Annotated in this window: 21 protein-coding genes and 1 riboswitch; of the genes, 6 read left to right on the top strand and 15 right to left on the bottom strand. The window is 66.4% G+C overall.

The window, feature by feature from the left end:
• Window positions 1-227: 227 nt before the first annotated feature.
• The 8 genes from OG841_RS19415 to OG841_RS19380 all read right to left on the bottom strand — a co-directional run bounded on the left by OG841_RS19415 (window position 228) and on the right by OG841_RS19380 (window position 6,852).
• Entirely contained in the window at window positions 228-2,390 is a 2,163-nt protein-coding gene (locus tag OG841_RS19415) for a hypothetical protein (RefSeq protein ID WP_371566255.1), read from the bottom strand.
• Window position 2,391: 1 nt separating this feature from the next.
• Window positions 2,392-3,966, bottom strand: coding sequence for a hypothetical protein (locus OG841_RS19410; protein ID WP_371566253.1), 1,575 nt, complete (start codon window positions 3,964-3,966; stop codon window positions 2,392-2,394).
• 94 nt (window positions 3,967-4,060) lie between these two features.
• The gene (locus OG841_RS19405; protein WP_371566251.1) at window positions 4,061-4,291 is read right to left on the bottom strand and encodes a hypothetical protein; all 231 of its coding nucleotides are present in this window, start codon (window positions 4,289-4,291) and stop codon (window positions 4,061-4,063) included.
• Window positions 4,292-4,305: 14 nt separating this feature from the next.
• Window positions 4,306-4,623, bottom strand: coding sequence for a hypothetical protein (locus OG841_RS19400; protein ID WP_371566250.1), 318 nt, complete (start codon window positions 4,621-4,623; stop codon window positions 4,306-4,308).
• Window positions 4,624-4,825: 202 nt separating this feature from the next.
• Window positions 4,826-5,848, bottom strand: coding sequence for a hypothetical protein (locus OG841_RS19395; RefSeq protein WP_371566249.1), 1,023 nt, complete (start codon window positions 5,846-5,848; stop codon window positions 4,826-4,828).
• Between the two features lie 4 nt (window positions 5,849-5,852).
• Window positions 5,853-6,233 carry an RRQRL motif-containing zinc-binding protein gene (locus OG841_RS19390; RefSeq protein WP_371566248.1) on the bottom strand — a complete coding sequence of 127 codons (381 nt, stop codon included), beginning with the start codon at window positions 6,231-6,233 and terminating at the stop codon, window positions 5,853-5,855.
• Complete coding sequence (locus tag OG841_RS19385) at window positions 6,233-6,562, bottom strand: hypothetical protein (protein ID WP_371566247.1); 330 nt, start codon at window positions 6,560-6,562, stop codon at window positions 6,233-6,235. Before OG841_RS19385 ends, OG841_RS19390 begins: the two co-directional genes overlap by 1 nt.
• On the bottom strand, window positions 6,559-6,852 hold the full coding sequence (locus tag OG841_RS19380) for a hypothetical protein (protein ID WP_371566245.1): 294 nt from the start codon (window positions 6,850-6,852) through the stop codon (window positions 6,559-6,561). Before OG841_RS19380 ends, OG841_RS19385 begins: the two co-directional genes overlap by 4 nt.
• A 774-nt stretch (window positions 6,853-7,626) precedes the next feature.
• Here OG841_RS19380 and OG841_RS19375 point away from each other — a divergent pair.
• Together OG841_RS19375 and OG841_RS19370 are read left to right on the top strand one after the other, a co-directional pair.
• The gene (locus tag OG841_RS19375; RefSeq protein ID WP_371570762.1) at window positions 7,627-8,340 is read left to right on the top strand and encodes an XRE family transcriptional regulator; all 714 of its coding nucleotides are present in this window, start codon (window positions 7,627-7,629) and stop codon (window positions 8,338-8,340) included.
• Between the two features lie 3 nt (window positions 8,341-8,343).
• Window positions 8,344-8,817, top strand: a complete 474-nt coding sequence (locus OG841_RS19370) for an NUDIX domain-containing protein (protein WP_371566243.1) — start codon at window positions 8,344-8,346, stop codon at window positions 8,815-8,817.
• Here the strand turns inward: OG841_RS19370 and OG841_RS19365 are convergent.
• Window positions 8,805-9,371: an HD domain-containing protein gene (locus OG841_RS19365; protein WP_371566242.1), complete on the bottom strand. Its 567-nt coding sequence runs from the start codon at window positions 9,369-9,371 to the stop codon at window positions 8,805-8,807. The two genes, OG841_RS19370 and OG841_RS19365, sit on opposite strands and share 13 nt — an antisense overlap.
• A 1-nt stretch (window position 9,372) precedes the next feature.
• A complete protein-coding gene (locus OG841_RS19360) occupies window positions 9,373-9,834 on the bottom strand; it encodes a GntR family transcriptional regulator (protein WP_371566241.1) in 462 nt (153 codons plus the stop codon).
• A gap of 178 nt (window positions 9,835-10,012) precedes the next feature.
• Between OG841_RS19360 and OG841_RS19355 the strand changes: the two genes are divergently transcribed.
• From OG841_RS19355 to OG841_RS19340, 4 genes are all read left to right on the top strand, one after another.
• Window positions 10,013-10,186, top strand: coding sequence for a hypothetical protein (locus OG841_RS19355; RefSeq protein ID WP_371566239.1), 174 nt, complete (start codon window positions 10,013-10,015; stop codon window positions 10,184-10,186).
• Between the two features lie 176 nt (window positions 10,187-10,362).
• Window positions 10,363-10,698: a DUF6233 domain-containing protein gene (locus OG841_RS19350; RefSeq protein WP_371566237.1), complete on the top strand. Its 336-nt coding sequence runs from the start codon at window positions 10,363-10,365 to the stop codon at window positions 10,696-10,698.
• Window positions 10,699-10,896: 198 nt separating this feature from the next.
• On the top strand, window positions 10,897-11,493 hold the full coding sequence (locus OG841_RS19345) for a hypothetical protein (protein ID WP_371566235.1): 597 nt from the start codon (window positions 10,897-10,899) through the stop codon (window positions 11,491-11,493).
• 104 nt (window positions 11,494-11,597) lie between these two features.
• The gene (locus tag OG841_RS19340) at window positions 11,598-12,944 is read left to right on the top strand and encodes a hypothetical protein (protein ID WP_371566233.1); all 1,347 of its coding nucleotides are present in this window, start codon (window positions 11,598-11,600) and stop codon (window positions 12,942-12,944) included.
• Between the two features lie 354 nt (window positions 12,945-13,298).
• On the opposite strand, the gene OG841_RS19335 is transcribed toward OG841_RS19340, so the two are convergent.
• From OG841_RS19335 to OG841_RS19315, 5 genes are all read right to left on the bottom strand, one after another.
• A complete protein-coding gene (locus tag OG841_RS19335) occupies window positions 13,299-13,796 on the bottom strand; it encodes a hypothetical protein (RefSeq protein ID WP_371566231.1) in 498 nt (165 codons plus the stop codon).
• A gap of 260 nt (window positions 13,797-14,056) precedes the next feature.
• Window positions 14,057-14,203 carry a hypothetical protein gene (locus OG841_RS19330; protein WP_371566229.1) on the bottom strand — a complete coding sequence of 49 codons (147 nt, stop codon included), beginning with the start codon at window positions 14,201-14,203 and terminating at the stop codon, window positions 14,057-14,059.
• Window positions 14,204-14,507: 304 nt separating this feature from the next.
• Entirely contained in the window at window positions 14,508-15,023 is a 516-nt protein-coding gene (locus tag OG841_RS19325) for a hypothetical protein (RefSeq protein ID WP_371566225.1), read from the bottom strand.
• A 311-nt stretch (window positions 15,024-15,334) separates the two neighbouring features.
• The gene (locus OG841_RS19320) at window positions 15,335-15,574 is read right to left on the bottom strand and encodes a hypothetical protein (RefSeq protein ID WP_371566222.1); all 240 of its coding nucleotides are present in this window, start codon (window positions 15,572-15,574) and stop codon (window positions 15,335-15,337) included.
• A gap of 7 nt (window positions 15,575-15,581) precedes the next feature.
• Window positions 15,582-15,769, bottom strand: a riboswitch (cyclic di-AMP (ydaO/yuaA leader).
• Between the two features lie 345 nt (window positions 15,770-16,114).
• Complete coding sequence (locus OG841_RS19315) at window positions 16,115-16,372, bottom strand: hypothetical protein (protein WP_212673102.1); 258 nt, start codon at window positions 16,370-16,372, stop codon at window positions 16,115-16,117.
• Window positions 16,373-16,543 lie beyond the last annotated feature (171 nt).

The following is a 16,543-nucleotide window of genomic DNA, read 5'->3' as shown; positions in this document are numbered from 1 at the left end:
CAGGTATGTCCTTCCGGTGTGCCGGGACACGTGGGCGCCCGCCGGAGGTGTTCCGGCGGGCGCCCACGTGGTGACGGTGTGTGGTTGTAGTGGTCACTGGCTAGTGGCTACTGGCAACCTAAAAGAGCCTGTTGAGGTCCCCTGGTGGCCAGTAGCGGGGTGTTCTACCGGCTAGTGGCAAGTTGGCGGTAGCCACTAGCCACTAGCCGGTAGCCGTGTGTGAGCGTTCAGGCGTGGTCGGGGTGGACGTAGACCGAGTGCGGTCCGTTGTCCCGGTAGACCAGTTCGCCTCGTTCGGCCGCTGCCTTGAGTGCCTCGCGGACGGCTTGGCGGCTGCGGCCCACGCGGTCGGCGACGGCGGACGGCTTCATGCCCACCGCGCCGGCGTCGGCGATCGCGGCGATCGCGTCCGCGAGCCATTCCGGCCCCGCCCCGCCCTGTGGTGCGGGCGCGCTGTCGTCGTCCCGCAGCGCGGACAGGTTCAGTCCGCGTCGCTCCGGCCGCTCCCGCTGCGGGCGCGGTGTCGGGGCGGACGGGTCGGGTTCGTCGGTGGTGCCGAACTGTGCGTCGATCTCGCGCATGAACGCGTCCGCGAGCCGATCCACCTCCGACCCCGCCCGCGTGTCCGGGGTGGTGTCGGGTTCGTCGCGCAGGGCGGACAGGTTGAGCCCGGACCGCCCGCCCGCACCGCTGCTTTGGCCGGTGGGGATGGGGGTGGTGTCGGGGTTGCCCATCCAGGCGGTGCGGTCCCCGTCCCAGCGGCGCGCGTACGCCTCGCCGGCGGCCTTGGCGGACACCGTGTCGAGGGTGGGGTGGCGTTCGCTGGTGGCGGCGACGATCTCGCGGATCTGGTGGGGCAGGACCCGCCACGTCTTGAACAGCGCGGCCGGCGATTCGGGTGTGCTCATGAAGCCGGCGCCCTTGTAGGGGGCTTGCTCGACCCTGAGGCCGCGGGTGCCGGGGAACATCTTGGACAGGTCCATGCCCTCGGTTTCGCCGCCGGTCAGGGCGACGCGCACCTTGGCCTCGCGGCGGATCATCAGGTTGCCCAGCACGCTGCCGGTGGCCCCCAGCGCGGTCAGCACGGTGCGGACGCCCATGGAGCGTGCGATGCGGATGACTTCCAGGATCTTCTCTGCGAGCTTGCGCATCCGCCGGTCGGTGCTGACCAGGATCTCTGCACCCTCGTCGATCAGCAGCATGATCTGCGGGATCGCCGAACTGACCGGGAGCAGGTCGGTGTTGTTGCGGTGCATGAGTTCCTGGTAGGAGGTCTTGCGATACCGGGCCACCGCCAGCGCGGTGTCCAGCATCAACAGTGCCTCTTCATACGTGGAGGCGAGCCAGTCGATGCCGGGCCGCCACTTGCGCTCACCCTCTGCCGGTTGGTGGTTGAGGGCGGGCAGGACCCAGGGCAGGCCGGCCGATCCGGCGTTGAGGTCGATCACCCACGGCAGGATGTCGGTGGCGCGGGCGAACCCGGCCAGGATGGCGTGGACCATGTTGGTCTTGCCCGACCCGGTGGGCCCGACCACCAGCGCGCACTGCTCGCGCAGGAACGCGAGGATCTCGTCGGCGTTGGTGCGGTATCCCCAGGGGATGCCGGTCAGGACTGAGAGCGGCCCGTAGTCGGTGGGGTAGGTGCGTTCGTCCATGAGGACGTTGACGGTGGCCACGTCGATCAGGGCGCGGCCCTGGTGGACGCCAGGGGAGGCGGTGGCGGTGCAGCCGTGCGGTAGATGCGCGTCCGCCGACAGCACTGCCGACCGCTTGCTGATCTGGTCGTAGGTGGCGCCGCCGGGCAGTTCGGCGTCGATGGTGAACCCGGTGCCTGCGGCCCACTTCTCTACGGCGAGGATGTGCAGGCGGATGCCGCAGATCCTTTCGATCCGCTCCGCCCACTCCTCCGCGATCGCGCGGCGTTCCGCGGACAACTCCGCGGCCACGGCACGCTGTTCGGCGGCGAGCGCCTCGCTCTCGCGGGCTTCCTCGTAGAGGTTGGTGGAGCGGGTGGTGGTGGCCATGCCGACGCCGATGGCGGCCAGTGAGCCGAGGGCTTGCCAGGTCAGGGGTCCGTTGGTGACGGCCCACGTGGTCCATCCGGCGCCGATGAGCCAGGAGGCGGCGCGGGCGGCGATGGTCCGGCCGGCGTTGCGCAGGCGGATGCCAGCGGCGGTGTGGCCGATGGCTCCGGTCGCACCCACCGCCAGCGCCCACCCGGGCGGCATGCCGGTCGCTGTGCCGGTGGTGGCGACGGCGAACATGCCGGTGGTGGCGGACAGGGCGCCGGTGATGGGTCCGTGGCCGGCTGCCCAGTCCCACACCGGGCCACCCTGAGCCGCATCCGTCTGCTTGCTGTTCTGCTTGGTCATGGTGGCCTCGGCAGTCATCTCAGACGTTCCAGCCCTTCTCGGCCTCGGTGCCGTTGCGGGGTTCCTCGTGGCGGGCGATGTCCTGCTCGTGGACCCGCCGGAACAGCGGTACGAGGGTTTCGGCGGCGTCGACCGCGTTGAGCAGGGTGCGGTGGATGTCGTCGAACCCGGCGGCCACGTCCTTCTCGAAGGCGAACTCCTCGTCGGAGCGTTCGGCCAGGATGCGGAAGGTGTTGGCGATCGACAGCATCGCGGTGGGGAGGTTGTCGATCATCGCGAGAACTTCCATGTTCCCGTCGGGGTCGTAGGTGCGGGCCGCGTTCTCCATCTCCGCCGCGGCCTCTTCGAACTTGAAACCAGACACGCTGATGGCCTCCTGAACAGCCGAAAGAAACGTCGGGATGAGCGAGGCGGGACGCTGCACGCGGTCCCCGATCTCCTGCTGTGCGCAGTCCGCTGCGGCCTCTTCCGCCGCCCGGGTGGCGCGGATCTGCTCGTCACGGGCCGCCTGCTTGGCGCGCGCGGTCGCAACCAGCCGCGCGTACAGGCGCCGCCCGGGGTGCATCAGGGCCCGCCAGCCGAGTTTCTTGCCGATCGGGGTGGTCAGGCAGCCCAGGACTCCGGCGGCGCCGCCGGCCAGGGCGGCGAGCAGGCGCCGGCCCTGGAAGCGGGCCGCCGACTTCAGCAGCCCCCAGCGGGCCTTACGGCGGGCGGGTGCCTTGCGTACCTGATCCCGCTTGGCGGCGACCTGCGCCCCGGTGGCGCGGTCACGGGCGGCGCGGGCCTTGTTGACCAGGGCGCGGCTGCCGGCGGCAGCTTTGCCCGCGGCCCAACCGCCCGCACGCCCCAACAGACCACGCGAGCCTGCGGCTTTGTTGGCGCGGTTGGTGGCGCGGGCGTTGCGGCGGGCATCGGCGATCTGACGGCGGGCCGCGGTGTTCTGCTGCCGGGCCGCGGCCCGGGTCGGTGACTGCTTGCGGCTGCTGTTGCGCAGCGCGCGCACCTGCCCCAAACGTCCGCCACCGGTGCCGCTGGCAGCGGAGCGGGACGCCCCACTGCGGGAGGTAGCCGGGCGAGACGTGGGACGCCCACCCCCACTGTGACGACTGGCGCCGCCACGGCCGCCGGACCGCAGGCCCAAGCCTCCCGTGCCGTTGCCGGTGCGGGACTTGCCGCCGGAGCCGCGCCCACGGCCGCGCCCGCCGGAGAACAGGCCGGAGCCACCGCCGGAGCGGGAAGCGGACGTGCGCGAGGCGTTGCGCCGGTGGCCGGAGCTGGCCGAACCACGACCACCGCCGGTGCCGGTGGCACGGCGGCGGGCACGGATCGCGGCCGTGGTGCCCACGACAGCGGCGCCGCCCGCGGCCACCGCGAGCGCGATCGGACCGCCGACCAGAGCAACGGTGCTGACCGCGCCCACCGCACCGTTCGTACCGGCCAAGGTCAGCGGCAGGACCGGTATGCCGCCCGCAGTGTGCGCCAACTCCCTCTCAGCAGAAGGTGTTTGGGGCTGTCCGGCGGGTGGGGTGGTGGGTTCGGGCGGGGGTTGGGTGGTAGCCGGGTGAGCTACCGGTTCGGTGGTGGTCTCGGTCATGCTGAGAGCACTCCTTCATGGAGGAGAGCAGGGCCCGGACGCGATGCTTGCGAGGCTGGGCGTCCGGGCCCTGCGCATGGGGGAAACAGGCTGGTCAGAGCCGGTTGGGCTCCAGCGAGAAGAACAGGACCGTGGCACCCCGCAGCGCGTGGTGGCCGGCGGTTACCTCCTGATAGATCTCCAGGTAGGCGTCCTCACGGGTGGCGCCGGGGCGCGGGGTGTAGGTGCCGCTGCGGGTCGTGGAGACCACACCGGGCTTGTCCACGGACAGCACCCAAAACAGCGGGCCCGGCCCGCCGGCGCTGATGGGGTGGACGGTGCTCATGGCGGCCTCCTGGCTCACGGGGTGCGGTGGTCGGGGTGACGGGTGGCGATCTCCTGCCAGCGCCGGCTTTCCGCAGCTCCCGCGTGCGTCAGCCGCACCTGGAAGTCACAGCCGGATGCGGTGCAGCGGTGGGTGGTCATCGACCACCCATCCACCAGCCGAAACAGCAGGCTGGAGAAGGAGGCCAGACACGACAGGCAGCACGCCAGCAGCAGCGCGAGCGGCAGGCCGTAGCCGGCCAGCTGCACCCCGATCGCGACGGACAGGGCCGTACTGACGGCGACCGCCGCCAACACCGCGAGGCGCCGGCGGCGCATGGATGAGGTGTTCACCAGGGAAGTTCCCTTCCGATCAACAGGGGTCGGGATGGTGTGCCGTACTCAGCTCGCCGGGTCTGCACCGGGTCTGCGAACGTGCCGCTCGCCGGGGCTCACCGGGTCTGCTTCACTGGTGCTCGACTGCTTCCGGCAGTCGCAACGACGGCCAGCCCAATTCCCGTGGGCTGGCCGTCATTGGTGTGTGCCGGACGCTCGTTTACGGCTGTGCGTCCTCCGCGTCGATCAGTGCCGCGTACGCCTTGCGCACCCGCTCTTCCTTCGCGACGAACCCGGCCGCGCGGTACGCGGCCAGCGCCTTGCGGTAGGACAGCGGAGGGTTGTCGGAGTGGCGCAGCCAGCGCAGTACGACGGTGAGCTGTTCCTCGCTCAGCGGCTCGCCCGGCTCGGGGGTCTCGACGCCAGCCACGGCCGCCACCTGCACGAGGGCCGACCAGTCGAGCGGGGTGTGTCCCTCGCCCTGCGAGGCGGTCAGTTCCGGCGCCGGGGACACGGGGCTGACCTGGGGGGACACAGGGGACACACCCGGGGACACGGCAGGGGACACGCCCCCGTCCGACCACTGGCCCAGCACCCGGGCCAGGTCCTCGTCCGAGAAGAGCGCCGGGATCTCCTGCGGGGCCTCGTCGACCGGGTGGTCGGCGGTGAGTTTGGTCAGCTTGTCTGCTGCCTCGTGACGCACTTTCTGTGCCTTGCCGCGGGCCTTGTGCTCCTCGCGCTCCAGGATGGCGGCGGTGGTCTGCCGGTCGGTCTTGGCGCGGGTGACCGCGCGACCGATGGCGACCTGGTCGCGTGTCGCGCTGCGCACCGCGTCGATCTGCGCCTGAGCCGCGGGCGAGATCCGGGTGACCTCCCGCTCCACCGCCATGATCAGCGTGGCCTTGGCGGCGGCCGGCACCACCGCGCCGATGACCGCGACAACCGCGGTGGCGTACAGGAGGCCGTGGGTGAACAGCACCTCGACCGAGGTGACCAGGAACAGCCAGCCAAGCGCGGTGGGCAGCGTTGCCTTTGAGCCCTGGCGGCGGTGGGCGGTCTCCATGGCCAGGGCGTACAGCCACACCGCGTCGTAGATCCCGGCCACCGTGTAGGCGAGCGGTGCCGGGGCCTGGTGGGAGAGGATCTCGCCCACCGCGTAGACGGTCCAGCCCAGCGACAGGCCAGTCAGCCCGGCCGGCAGACACCAGTGCGCCGCCTGGCGGGCGGCCTTCTTCCAGTCCATGTGATCACTCCTTGTTCTGCTCGTCGGGGTAGGCGCAGGGGACGCAGACCCCGAGGGATGAGGGGATGACGTATCCGGCGTCCTGGCGGCACTGCGGACAGGTCCTGCGCGCTTGCATCGCGCAGGCCAGAGCCCGGCGTTTGGCCGGGGTCATCGGCCGCACCGGCAGTGCCTTGTCGAGCCGGTAGAGGTAAGCGACCAGCGGTCCGCGCCGGTAGCGCGGTCGGAGTATCTGGCCGGCGATCGGCTGGCCGCCGGGGCGCAGGCCGCGGGCCCGTAACTGCCGCCTGGTCTCCAACCCGTCCGGCGCGTACCGCCACGGCCACGTCGGGATGCCGTGCCGGGCGCCGTTCGGGTCGAAGCACTTGCCCCAGGTGACGGACATCAGGCCGCCGCTCCAACTGCGACCGGGGCGGGGATACGGCCGTAGCCGACCAACTCCAGCCGGGCGCCCGCGTACTCGAGATGCGCGTGCAGGACGCGGGTGCGGCCCGCGCTCTGCGTGGCGTGGGTGACCGCGTCCGGGGCGATGCCCAACACGTCCCGCCACGCCTCGAATCCGGCCAGGTCGTCGTGGAACTCCAGCTCCAACCGGTCCGGCCACACCGTGGTCACCCGCACCGCGGGCGCCGGCAGGTGCCCGAAGTCCGCGGCCAGCAGGCGCAGCACCCGCAGCGGCACCGCCAGGTCATCCAACGTCAGGGCCTCGCTCATGCCGCAACCCCCCGACGCGCGATGCGGCGGTGAGCGGGGCGAGCGAGCGGGACCACGTTGAACAGGCCCGGGTTCTCGTCGACCACCCGGGCGGCCAGGCGGACCAGGTCGTCGGGCAGGCTGCGGTACTCGGGGTCGGCGAGGATGTCACGGGCCGCGTCCAGGCGGCCCGCACGCTCCTCGTCGCTCTCGCCCTCCACCCCGAGCCACAGCTCAACCGGGGTACCGAGGGCCAGCTCCGCGAACTCGGCCTCGGAGACGGCCTGATGACCGGCAACGATGTACTTCATGGAGGTCTCTCCTCACAAGGGGAGCGGCCGCATGCGCCTGGAGGTGCCTCAACAGGCGTGCGCCGCGGGAAAGGGGGACTGCACCGCAGGCGGTGCAGGTGGAACCTTCGAGGTACTCATCAAGCGGGCAGGGGCACCGACGTGAGGACGGCGCCCTGCCCGCATGACGAGTGACGGGAAAGCCCGTCACTGTCGTCTCGCGGCTCCCGTATGCGCCTTGCTCCGCCTCCTCTTGGTCGGCGCGCGGTCACCGCGTCACTCAGTCGTCACTCGCTGAGTCGATCTCCCTGGAATGGCTACCTGTCATGGACCGGGTGCAGCCCAATCACCGGGATTCCCGCCGATCCGGTCCCTGGGTCTACGCCCGAGGGTCAGACCAACGGCTTAGCCGATGACACCGATCGATCCGTGAAGACGACGGACTTCTACGTCTCCCCTCCCGCTCGGACCGCGTGTAAGCGAGCCCGGCGGGGTCCTGCTGCGCGCACTGATGGGTCTGCGTACGCCGGATCAACTCCGTCCGGAGCCGTCCGCCTTGCAGTACCTGTTTTACAGGTACTGCATAGTGGTCCGTCAAGTACGAGCGCGGAACTGCTTGGGTTCTGCGCCGGGCCTTCTTGGCGCACATTCAGAATCACCCCAGGCCAGGGGAGTTGGTCACCCCGAACGTAGACAGCTCGAAATCATCTGGCTACGGTCAAGAAGTCCCTAGAAGTCCACGCGGGGGTAAAGGTGTCCAACGAACGACTGCGGTCTGCCCTGTTGGCGCGCGGCATGACGATCCAGGACTTGGCTGCCGAGATCGGGGTGATCCCCAAGACCATCGAGCGCTGGGTCACGCAGGGCAAGGTGCCTTACCGGCGCCACCAGTACGCGACGGCGACAGCGCTCCAGGTCGACGTAACGATGCTGTGGGACGACTCCCGGACGCAGGAGTCCGCGGCCGACCTGAGCAAAGCGGAGATCGTCACGGTCTACCCGCATCGCCACGTCGTACCGACGGACTTGTGGCGGGAGATGTGCGAGCGCGCTAAGGAGCGCATCGACATACTTGTCTACGCAGGCATCGGCCTCGCGGAAGACCCGCGCTTCCTGTCGGTCCTCAAGGCGAAATCGAAGAGCGTCGCGATTCGCGTCCTGATGGGTGACCCTGCGTGTGGGGCTGTCCTCCAGCGCGGTATCGACGAAGGTCACCGCATCATGGACGGCAAGATCCGCAACGCTCTGGTCAATTACAGCCCGATGTTCATCAGCCACCCCGAGATCGAGTTCCGCCTGCACGACACCGTGCTCTACAACTCGATCTACCGTGTGGATGACGAGATGCTCGTCAACACCCATGTGTACGGCATCGGCGCCTACCTGGCCCCGGTTCTGCACCTACGGCGACTCCCCGGCGCCGGGCTCTTCGACACCTTCGCCAATAGCGTGCAGCAGACCTGGGAAGGCGCAAGGCCAGTGACCGAACACGACATGACTGGAGCATGAGCCATGGGACGCATCGACTTCCTTCACGACCCCGATGGCCCGCCGGCCAACTCGGTGGTGCCTTCCGTCGTGGCATTCGTGCAGAACGATGCGGGGCAGGTGCTGATGATCCAAAGGTCAGACAACGGCCGTTGGGCCCTGCCTGGCGGCGGGCACGACGTTGGTGAGTCCATCAGCGACACTGTTGTGCGTGAGGTCTGGGAAGAGACGGGCATCAAGGCCGAAGTCGTCGACATGTCCGGGATCTACACCGACCCTGGTCACGTGATGCAGTACGACGACGGCGAGGTGCGCCAGCAGTTCAGCATCTGCTTCCGCGCGCGACCGGTCGGCGGCGAACTCCGTACGAGCAACGAGACGACTCAGGTCCGCTGGGTCGATCCAGCGGACCTGACGACGTTGGACGTACACCCCACGATGCGGCTCCGGATCGAGCACGCCATGGACCGGACGCGCCCGACTCCCTACATCGGCTGACGCTTGGCGGTGCCGACCCGTTCGAGCACGCGCGATGTGCACGCCAGGATCTCGGGTTCGGCCCGACGGATGAACTGCCCGATCAAGCTCTCCGGCCCGTACCGTCCGGTGATCTCGTTGATCCGATCGATCGGGTTCGTGGGCGTGCCGTCCGGCGTGGTGTTCATGTCGCAGTAGCAGAGCGCATCGTTCAGGTGCGCGCTCTCGCGGGGGAACTCACCCTCCAACTCCTCACGCATGCCACGAGCTTCTGCCTCCAACCATGCGCAGGAGTGGTGAGCAACCAGGTTAGTGACCCGTTCATCGGCGTCGGCCACGTCTCGGAGATAGCGGGCCCCGTCCAGCGGGTGAAAGCCCGTCTTGGCCAGGTCCGGCGCATAGCCGATGTCGTGCAGTACCGCTGCGGCCTCCAAGAGATCCGAGTCCTGGTCAAGAGCGAGCGCGATCGTACGCGCCCTTTCAGCTACTCCGAGACAGTGCTTCCAGCGCCGCGGAAGCGGGTCGGCGAGCAGGGACTCAGCCAGGGGATAGGCCCAATCGGTCAGCGTCGGCAAGCTACGAACGCTCCTCTCGCGTCGGCACGGCGCGGACCGTCCGCACCCTGCCCTGTCCGCCACCCGCCAGCACGCCGGCGGTCTCCAACTTCTCCAGCGCCTTGGTCACTGTGGGGCGCGAGACCCCGAACCGGTCGGCCAGCGCGGAAGCGCTCGGGAAGGCTTCCCCCAATTCGAGCCCCTCAGCCGTGATGATGTCGGCGATGCGCTGATCGAGCGGACGCCGGTTGACTCGGGCACCCGCGCGCACGACGCGCCACCGCTCGCCTGGGACCGGTTCGGCCACGCCTTCCTGACGCAGCACGCCGAACGCGCGGAGGGCGACCCCGCGCGAGACCTCGTGGTCGCGCATGACCTCAGCCAGTGACGGGAGCTCCGTCATGTCCGGGTCGTCCTCGATCTGCCGCTTCACAGAGTCGGCAATCTTCAGGAAGGTTCCCCGCGGGTTGGCCTGCTGCGACACTCGCACTCCCTCTCTGTCCGCCGTCGTCACTCTCCAAGACTCCCATGGCTCGCAACCGCTGCGGAGAGCGCCGAGGGCTGACGTTATGACCCGACTGTGGCCTCATCCGCGTGTACCTAATGGCTGACGGGCCGCATGGTGAGCCCGAACTTGGCCGCGACCTCCCTGATGTCCTCGAATGCCCCCCTCCACGGTGGTCGGCATCGTCGGCAGGGCGGGCTTGCTGACGGCGAGCGAGTGGTCCCGGCAGAGGTCCACCCAGCGCGGCCCGCAGCCGGGGAAGTCGATCACGCGGGAGGTGCGGCAGTCCGTGCCGCACACGCAGCACGGCCGCCATGCGTCCGCGCGGTAACGGGCTCTGCCCCGGGGGTCGTCGGTGAGCCGGTCGCCCGTCTCGGGCGGAGCCGGGTCCAGGCAGCGGCCGTCTATGGCGTGCTGCTTGAGCAGCTCGTCGACGTTCATGCGGTCCACGCTGTCTCCTGTGCCCCTCGGGATGCGCGGGCCACGCTACCTTCTAGAATCGAACACGTGAACGATCCTGGTCCTACGAGAATCGCGCTGCTCCGCTTCCTGGAACGCGTGCAGGTACGGGACCTGGAGCGGACCCGCCGGTGGATCGCGGACGAGGAGAAGCGTGAGGCCGAACGGGAGCGGGGCATCGCGGCGCGGCCGCCGGCGCCGGACTGGCTGATCGAGCGCGGCCTGTCCCGGCACAACGCCGTGTACGTGCACGTCGGTGACTGCTGGAATGCGGGCTCGCGGTCGAAGGGTGTCGAGCGGGACCAGGCGTTGCGCGCGCTCGCCGAAGGGGTGACGGCGTGCCCGCAGTGCCGGCCGGACACCGCGGTGGGCATTCTCGACTAGGAGTCTGCCGGCACCCGGGATGGGTGCGCTGTTGTTCGTAGTGGCATGCGAGGAATGGGAGATGGGCAGGATAATGGGTTGGAGTAGGCAAGGACGTCACGTCACCGGCAAAGGAAGGTGGTCAGACCCATGCGGTGCCCGTCCTTCGCGAATGCTCACCCTCTGTTCACAATGCATGGTGATCTGTAACCTGCTTCCATGTCGGGAGAGAAGCTGCACGCCAAGGGCGAAGAGGGCGCCCGACGCGCTCGGTATTGGCTTGATTCAACCACGCGCGCAAATGCCAGATGGGTTAACCCTCACCCTGTCGCCGTACCCAAACTGACTTTTAAATGGGCGGACGGAAGTGAGTTTTCATATGACCTCGGGGGGCACCTACTCGGCGGAGAATTCGAAGGTCAGGAATTCCTTGTCGAATCCAAGTTCTACGACAGCATAGGCCATCAGGGGGCTATGTACGTCGAGTATCTTGCGAAGTGTTACCGAGCCTTTGATACCAGGCCCGATCGCTGCGACAATTTCATGTGGATAACGTGGCATCCTTTCTCCCTGAAGAAATGGGCCCGGCTCTGCACCGAGCCAGAGGTTCGGGCCGCCGTAATCAAACATCACCAAAAGGCTCTGGGAGTTAACACGCCACAACGAGCAGCTGCGGAAATAGACGAAGAAATATGCAAGGCGGTAACTGATAGGCTCTGGTTAATCCTCCTGAACAGACGCCAGGAGGAGCTAGTGATCAGCAAAAAGCACCTTGGCTGGATCCGAGATCGAGAGACAACGGAGGGAGGATACTGATGCCACCGAGTTACGCGTCAGCTTTACGTGAAGCGCTTTTCGATCCAGACCCTAATTCCAGCGTCCGACGCACAAAGGAACTAGTGGGTCGTGAACTCCTAGACGTGGATCCGCGAATCGAGATCAAAAGCACTGAATATTTCAATCACACTTTCTCGCCAGATTTCGTGCTTAGCTGGCCGGAGTCCGGAAGAACTCAAAAGCGCTTCGTCTTCTTGCGCTTGCCGGGGGATCCAAAATACTTCGCCGAAGACGTGCAGGAAATCGCCAACCTTCACCCTATTATTTTCGGGCTTGAGGGTGACGATCGCCTCGATGAATCAATAGCTTCTGTGCAAGAACTAAGCTACGAGTTCGACACCCTGGTAACAGACGTTCACGGGGTCGGTAGGCTGGCCCAGAATCGTCAAGAACGCAGCATCGCAAACCTGGTCTCTAGCGCTCTGCTGCGCGGAGGCCGAGGAGTAATCAACTCGGCTGAAGCGGATAATATTTCCACAAGCGTAAGCCAGGGATTTGATGCTGCCAGGCGAGCCGAACCTGGTCCTACGGAACTCGCCGTCGAAACATTCTCGCGACACTTGGCACCTGGAAAATCTCGCCAGATGACGCAGTTCCTCCAGGCAGTCTGGATATCTTCGCACGGCAGACTTGAGGGATTTCCTGGACCTCGCGACCTTTCCGGCGAAATCAGTGATGAGTCACTAGAGTACTTGCTGCACTTCGAACCCATCAACGATCCAGAGTTCTGGCGCGCTCTCGGGGCTTCAGTAACAGTGGACCAGATTTCCAGGTTGCAGGTATCCGGATACCACGAGAACCTACAAAGTCTAGTTCAGAGTAATCTAGACCGGTTGTGGTCGCGAAATCTTAGGCTGAATAGCGGACAGCTACCGATCCCCACAACAAGCGACCGATCTACCTTCTGGTCGGTCTCCCGACAGGCGCTCGCACTGCATGGCGACGACTACATCGCTTATTTCGCGCAGAGTGCGGCGGACCTCAAGCACATCAAGGCAGACAGAGGTCACGGCCTATCAGTGGCAGACATTCGTCAGAGAGCAGAGCACATTCACGTAAGCGAGCTTACGCTTAGGGGTGGCTCGGAGAGTCTGACCGTAGAAGCGCAGGGCCGGCAGAGTGTTCTCGAGACTAAAACGTTCTCATCCCTTCCGGACAGCGTGCTCGTCCCATCTCGCGTAACTAAAGCAACCTCCAACACTCTGAGTGGCCAAGAGATCCATTGCGACTTCATAGAGCGAGATGCACGGGCGGTCACAAGTGCCCGTATCAGCCTTGAGGACTGGCTGCTCGCCGCACTCCCATTGTTGTGGCCAATTAGTTCCGCCGAGCTGCCCAGACTGGCAGACGCCTTTAGAGTTGACCAAGAGGAACTCGCCCTGGTCGAGAACGATCAGCTTCCCGGAATGCAGGATGAGATCGGCGAATGATTGTTGCTGACCCCGCTCAGTTGGCACATCGCTTGAACCGGCGCAGCCTCAGGGCGTCCTTCAGGCTGATTCCCGGCTCCGAGCTTCGTGCCGCCCTTCCGAAATTCGAGCAGACTGGACACCCCTCCGAAGCCTAAGAGCTACTGCAAATCCTGCCTTCACGAATTCCTGGCCAGACCTTTTAAGTTCCTCTCTGACTCGACGACTGGACAGGACACTGCCCGCTACCAACATGCAGGCGATGGCGAACGCGTACCCGCCCTCGGACGGCTCGTAGCGGTGCCTTACTGTCTCAACTCCAGCTTTCTTTGGACGCTTCCTACGCCAAAACCAGAATTTCGGCATACCGCCTCCTCATCGAAAAATCGCGAGCGCCACCAGAAGTCCAATCTGGATAACAAGCAACATGACGCTCACTTCGTAAAGAAAGGCGAATTTCTCAATCTTCACCTTATTTCCTTGGTAAGCAGCATCTAGTTTCCTGGCCATGTCGGCCCTCACGTGGTTGAGACTCCCTGGCGGGGGATCAAGAATGGCCCTGATCGATGGGCCGACATCCCAGTCAGAAGGTTTGAGGATTGACAAACACAAGATGCCGATTATAACCATGACCGCGATAGCCAACCCTGCAAGCACCTTGCCAGGAGTAGCCAAGTTTGCAACCTGAAATCTGCTCGCGGCAGCCGCAAAAGACGTCCCGAGCGCAGAGACTGAGAGCAAATTGCTTGCCCGAAGTCGCTGATTTGTGACAGTGGCGTCCTGGATTTGCAATCCGCGCAGAGCCGCCTCGTATGCCATTAGGGCAATTCCTGATTCTTTCTCTGCTCTGGACTTTTCCTCAGCAGTCGTCATGCCTCATGGTGTTCCCTTGCGAAGGTAGTCGCCTGCTTGGGTAGTCCAATTGGGCTATGTCACGGTGTCTGAAGCGCCGAGACCGCCCTAAGGGTGGCTCAACCACTGGCCCCTCACGACGCGGGCAGCCCTCCGCCCCCTGTTGCTGTAATGACGCCCTGAGTAAGCACACGGGCCCCGCAGCCGCGCATGGTGGTCCCCCGCTTCCGGCCCCGCGGGCCGCATGGCACGCCGAGTCAGCGGCCGCCGACTAGCGGACGTCAGGCGGTGGCCATCCGGTACTCGCCGACCTCGGGAGCCCAGTCGGAGGTGATCGGCGCGATGGGCTCGTTGCCGACGGCCTGCTCGTCGGTCTCGCTCTCGCCCGGCTTGGCGGTCGCGTCGATGTCGCTGTGCTCGTTGCTCATGCGGTCAGCATGGGAGGCGGCTGCGGCCCTTCCGGCCAGCTCGTCAACAGGGTGCCGTCGGTCTCGTCGGTGAGGGTGACGTGCGACTGAGTAAAGTTTCCGTGGGGTCGACGCAGTTGTGCGCGCTACCCCCTCATCGCCCCATTAGCCGCGCATGACCGCAGTTGGCCATTTCGCTCAGCCGTAGTTGCCTAACGTGGTCTCGACCTGGCAACTGCACGCCAGGAAGTCCGAAGCCGCCCTGCCCTCGGGAAGGGGGGCGGGGCGGCCCCGTGATCAGCAGGCGCGGAGGGGCCTACTGACGTCAGGCTGGGTCCTCTGCGATGCAGTGGGCGCACGGCTGCCACCTCGCGGGCACCCCGCCGTCAACCGGGAAAGTCAGCAACTTCCCGCCGCGGTAACCGCGCTGGAACCAGTCGCAGTCGGTGTTGGCGTGGTAGAAGTCGCTCGCATCCGTGGTAATGAACTCGGGGTCGACTTCCCACGTGCCGGGGCGCATGTAGCGGCCGTACCCGTCGTGTCGTACGCCGGCCAGGATGGTGCCGTCCCTGTCGCCCCTGCGCGTAAGGGTGTCGACGCCGCACGCCTCGGCGAACTCGTAGACGCTGAAGTTGGGGTCGTAGTAGCCGAGGACCTGCGCGGCCACCCACATCGCGTTGGTGCGGACGGCGTTCGTTTCCTTCTCGGTGAGGACGCGGTCCCCCCGATTGGTGTCGCCGGTGCGGCTGTGGCCCGCGCGGTCGCGCCGGTAGGGCGCGTCGGACCAGTCGTGATTGTTGATCTCGCGGGCGAAATCGCGCGCAAGCTTACTGAGAGGCATGGTGTCCGCCGATCGGACGTAGCAGGCGCAATCCCCGACGGATGGCGCCACCGCCCCGATAAGGCGGCTCTGTGAAGGTACGCCCCGATATCGGCCACCACAAGAGCGTGCGCGAGTAGCCGGCCTACGGTCCGGGCGGGCAGTGCATGGAGCGCACCGGTCTTGGATCACAAAGAGAGGGGTCCTGGTCTGGATGCCAGGACGCCTCCCGCCTTGTCCGCGTCTCCTACGGGATCACCGTGAAGCTCAGACCTTCCCGTTGGCGCCTCCGGTGGGTGGTGGAGGTTAGCCGACCGCCGACGTACTCTCGGTCAAGACCTGTTGACGTAGGTCAAGGCCACGAAGATGAAGCTGCCCAGCCCGAGTGCAGCTAGAGCCCCTGTGCTGATGGCCTCGTAGTACGAGACCCCCTCCATCGTTCGACGGAGGATGCCCGCGAAGCATCCGCCGATGATCGCGACCAGTATCGTGATCACGGCTTCAGTCTTCCTGTTCCTCGGGGGCTCGTCCCCGGACCCCGAGAGTTGCGGGTTGTTCTGCGTTGCCGTCATGGCTCGCTCTGCCTTCGTCAGCCGCCTGTGAAGGATGACCTGTCGGATTCGGGCTGACAAAGTTGCCCGGCCGCTGACGCGGCTTCACCCCAAGGGCTGCTCGGCCCGGTCATGGCGTGACCGTCCCGGCGACCCGTCGTGCCTGGGTCCTCCACTCCTGCCGATCCACTCCTGTCGACAGAGCATCCGGGCAGCGGCAGGACTCGGCGTCCGCTCAGATGGCCCCGCCGCCGGTGACGGGGGCTTGTCGTGGAAGAGATCGTGACGCACGCCACCCCAAAAGTCCCAACGGAACCGGACGTTTGTGGGGATGGTCACCACTAACCCGTTCGATTGTGGAAAATGATCAATCCTCCCTGGTCAAACGGGGGTTGACGTTCCGTCAGGCGTGGAGGCGTGAAAGAGGCGCGTTCCGCGGGCGCATCGAGGTCAAGGTGGTCTAACCGGCCTGGCGAGACGGGCATGGAGGTGGTGCACCTTGATGCAAATTTCCATTCGACATGCGGGCAACAGGTTGTAAAAAACGTACAAAAAGTACAGTCACTGGCCGCGCTGCTCCGTGCGGTTGAGGCCGCGGGCGAGCTCCTGGAGGATCTGCGGCTCGGACTTACCAGTCATGTGGGCCAACTGTTTAAGCAGCAGCGCGCACAGAGCCGTCGAACCGTCGGCAACCTGGTCCAGATTCCCGTCTGTGGTGCGGCGGTCCGCCATGTACTTGATCATCAGGTCATTGCCGGACACATAGGCGGTCATCGCCTCGATGCCGAGTCGGATGCGGTCGTAGTCGCTCGTCGTCATCGCGTCACACTTCCACGGATGAGGATCGCGCCGCCACCGTCGCGAACTCGACCCCTGCGAGGGAAGGGGGCGGCACGGCCAAGGGCTTACAGGCCTCTGTCACTGAGTACGCGGCGCGAGTGGTCGTGAGTCTGTCGCGGCGCCAGCGGGAGCAGGCGGTGAAGAGGAGAC

The organism is Streptomyces canus (assembly GCF_041435015.1).
Lineage (GTDB): Bacteria > Actinomycetota > Actinomycetes > Streptomycetales > Streptomycetaceae > Streptomyces > Streptomyces canus_G.
Note: the sequence above shows the minus strand (reverse complement) of the source record. Positions and strands in the feature narration are given on the sequence as shown.

Coding starts and splice junctions, on each gene's coding strand:
- OG841_RS19415 (WP_371566255.1), bottom strand. CDS start 2,390: ATGACTGCCGAGGCCACCATGACCAAGCAGAACAGCAAGCAGACGGAT.
- OG841_RS19410 (WP_371566253.1), bottom strand. CDS start 3,966: ATGACCGAGACCACCACCGAACCGGTAGCTCACCCGGCTACCACCCAA.
- OG841_RS19405 (WP_371566251.1), bottom strand. CDS start 4,291: ATGAGCACCGTCCACCCCATCAGCGCCGGCGGGCCGGGCCCGCTGTTT.
- OG841_RS19395 (WP_371566249.1), bottom strand. CDS start 5,848: ATGGACTGGAAGAAGGCCGCCCGCCAGGCGGCGCACTGGTGTCTGCCG.
- OG841_RS19390 (WP_371566248.1), bottom strand. CDS start 6,233: ATGTCCGTCACCTGGGGCAAGTGCTTCGACCCGAACGGCGCCCGGCAC.
- OG841_RS19385 (WP_371566247.1), bottom strand. CDS start 6,562: ATGAGCGAGGCCCTGACGTTGGATGACCTGGCGGTGCCGCTGCGGGTG.
- OG841_RS19380 (WP_371566245.1), bottom strand. CDS start 6,852: ATGAAGTACATCGTTGCCGGTCATCAGGCCGTCTCCGAGGCCGAGTTC.
- OG841_RS19375 (WP_371570762.1), top strand. CDS start 7,627: ATGACGATCCAGGACTTGGCTGCCGAGATCGGGGTGATCCCCAAGACC.
- OG841_RS19370 (WP_371566243.1), top strand. CDS start 8,344: ATGGGACGCATCGACTTCCTTCACGACCCCGATGGCCCGCCGGCCAAC.
- OG841_RS19355 (WP_371566239.1), top strand. CDS start 10,013: ATGCCCCCCTCCACGGTGGTCGGCATCGTCGGCAGGGCGGGCTTGCTG.
- OG841_RS19345 (WP_371566235.1), top strand. CDS start 10,897: ATGTCGGGAGAGAAGCTGCACGCCAAGGGCGAAGAGGGCGCCCGACGC.
- OG841_RS19335 (WP_371566231.1), bottom strand. CDS start 13,796: ATGACGACTGCTGAGGAAAAGTCCAGAGCAGAGAAAGAATCAGGAATT.
- OG841_RS19330 (WP_371566229.1), bottom strand. CDS start 14,203: ATGAGCAACGAGCACAGCGACATCGACGCGACCGCCAAGCCGGGCGAG.
- OG841_RS19325 (WP_371566225.1), bottom strand. CDS start 15,023: ATGCCTCTCAGTAAGCTTGCGCGCGATTTCGCCCGCGAGATCAACAAT.
- OG841_RS19320 (WP_371566222.1), bottom strand. CDS start 15,574: ATGACGGCAACGCAGAACAACCCGCAACTCTCGGGGTCCGGGGACGAG.
- OG841_RS19315 (WP_212673102.1), bottom strand. CDS start 16,372: ATGACGACGAGCGACTACGACCGCATCCGACTCGGCATCGAGGCGATG.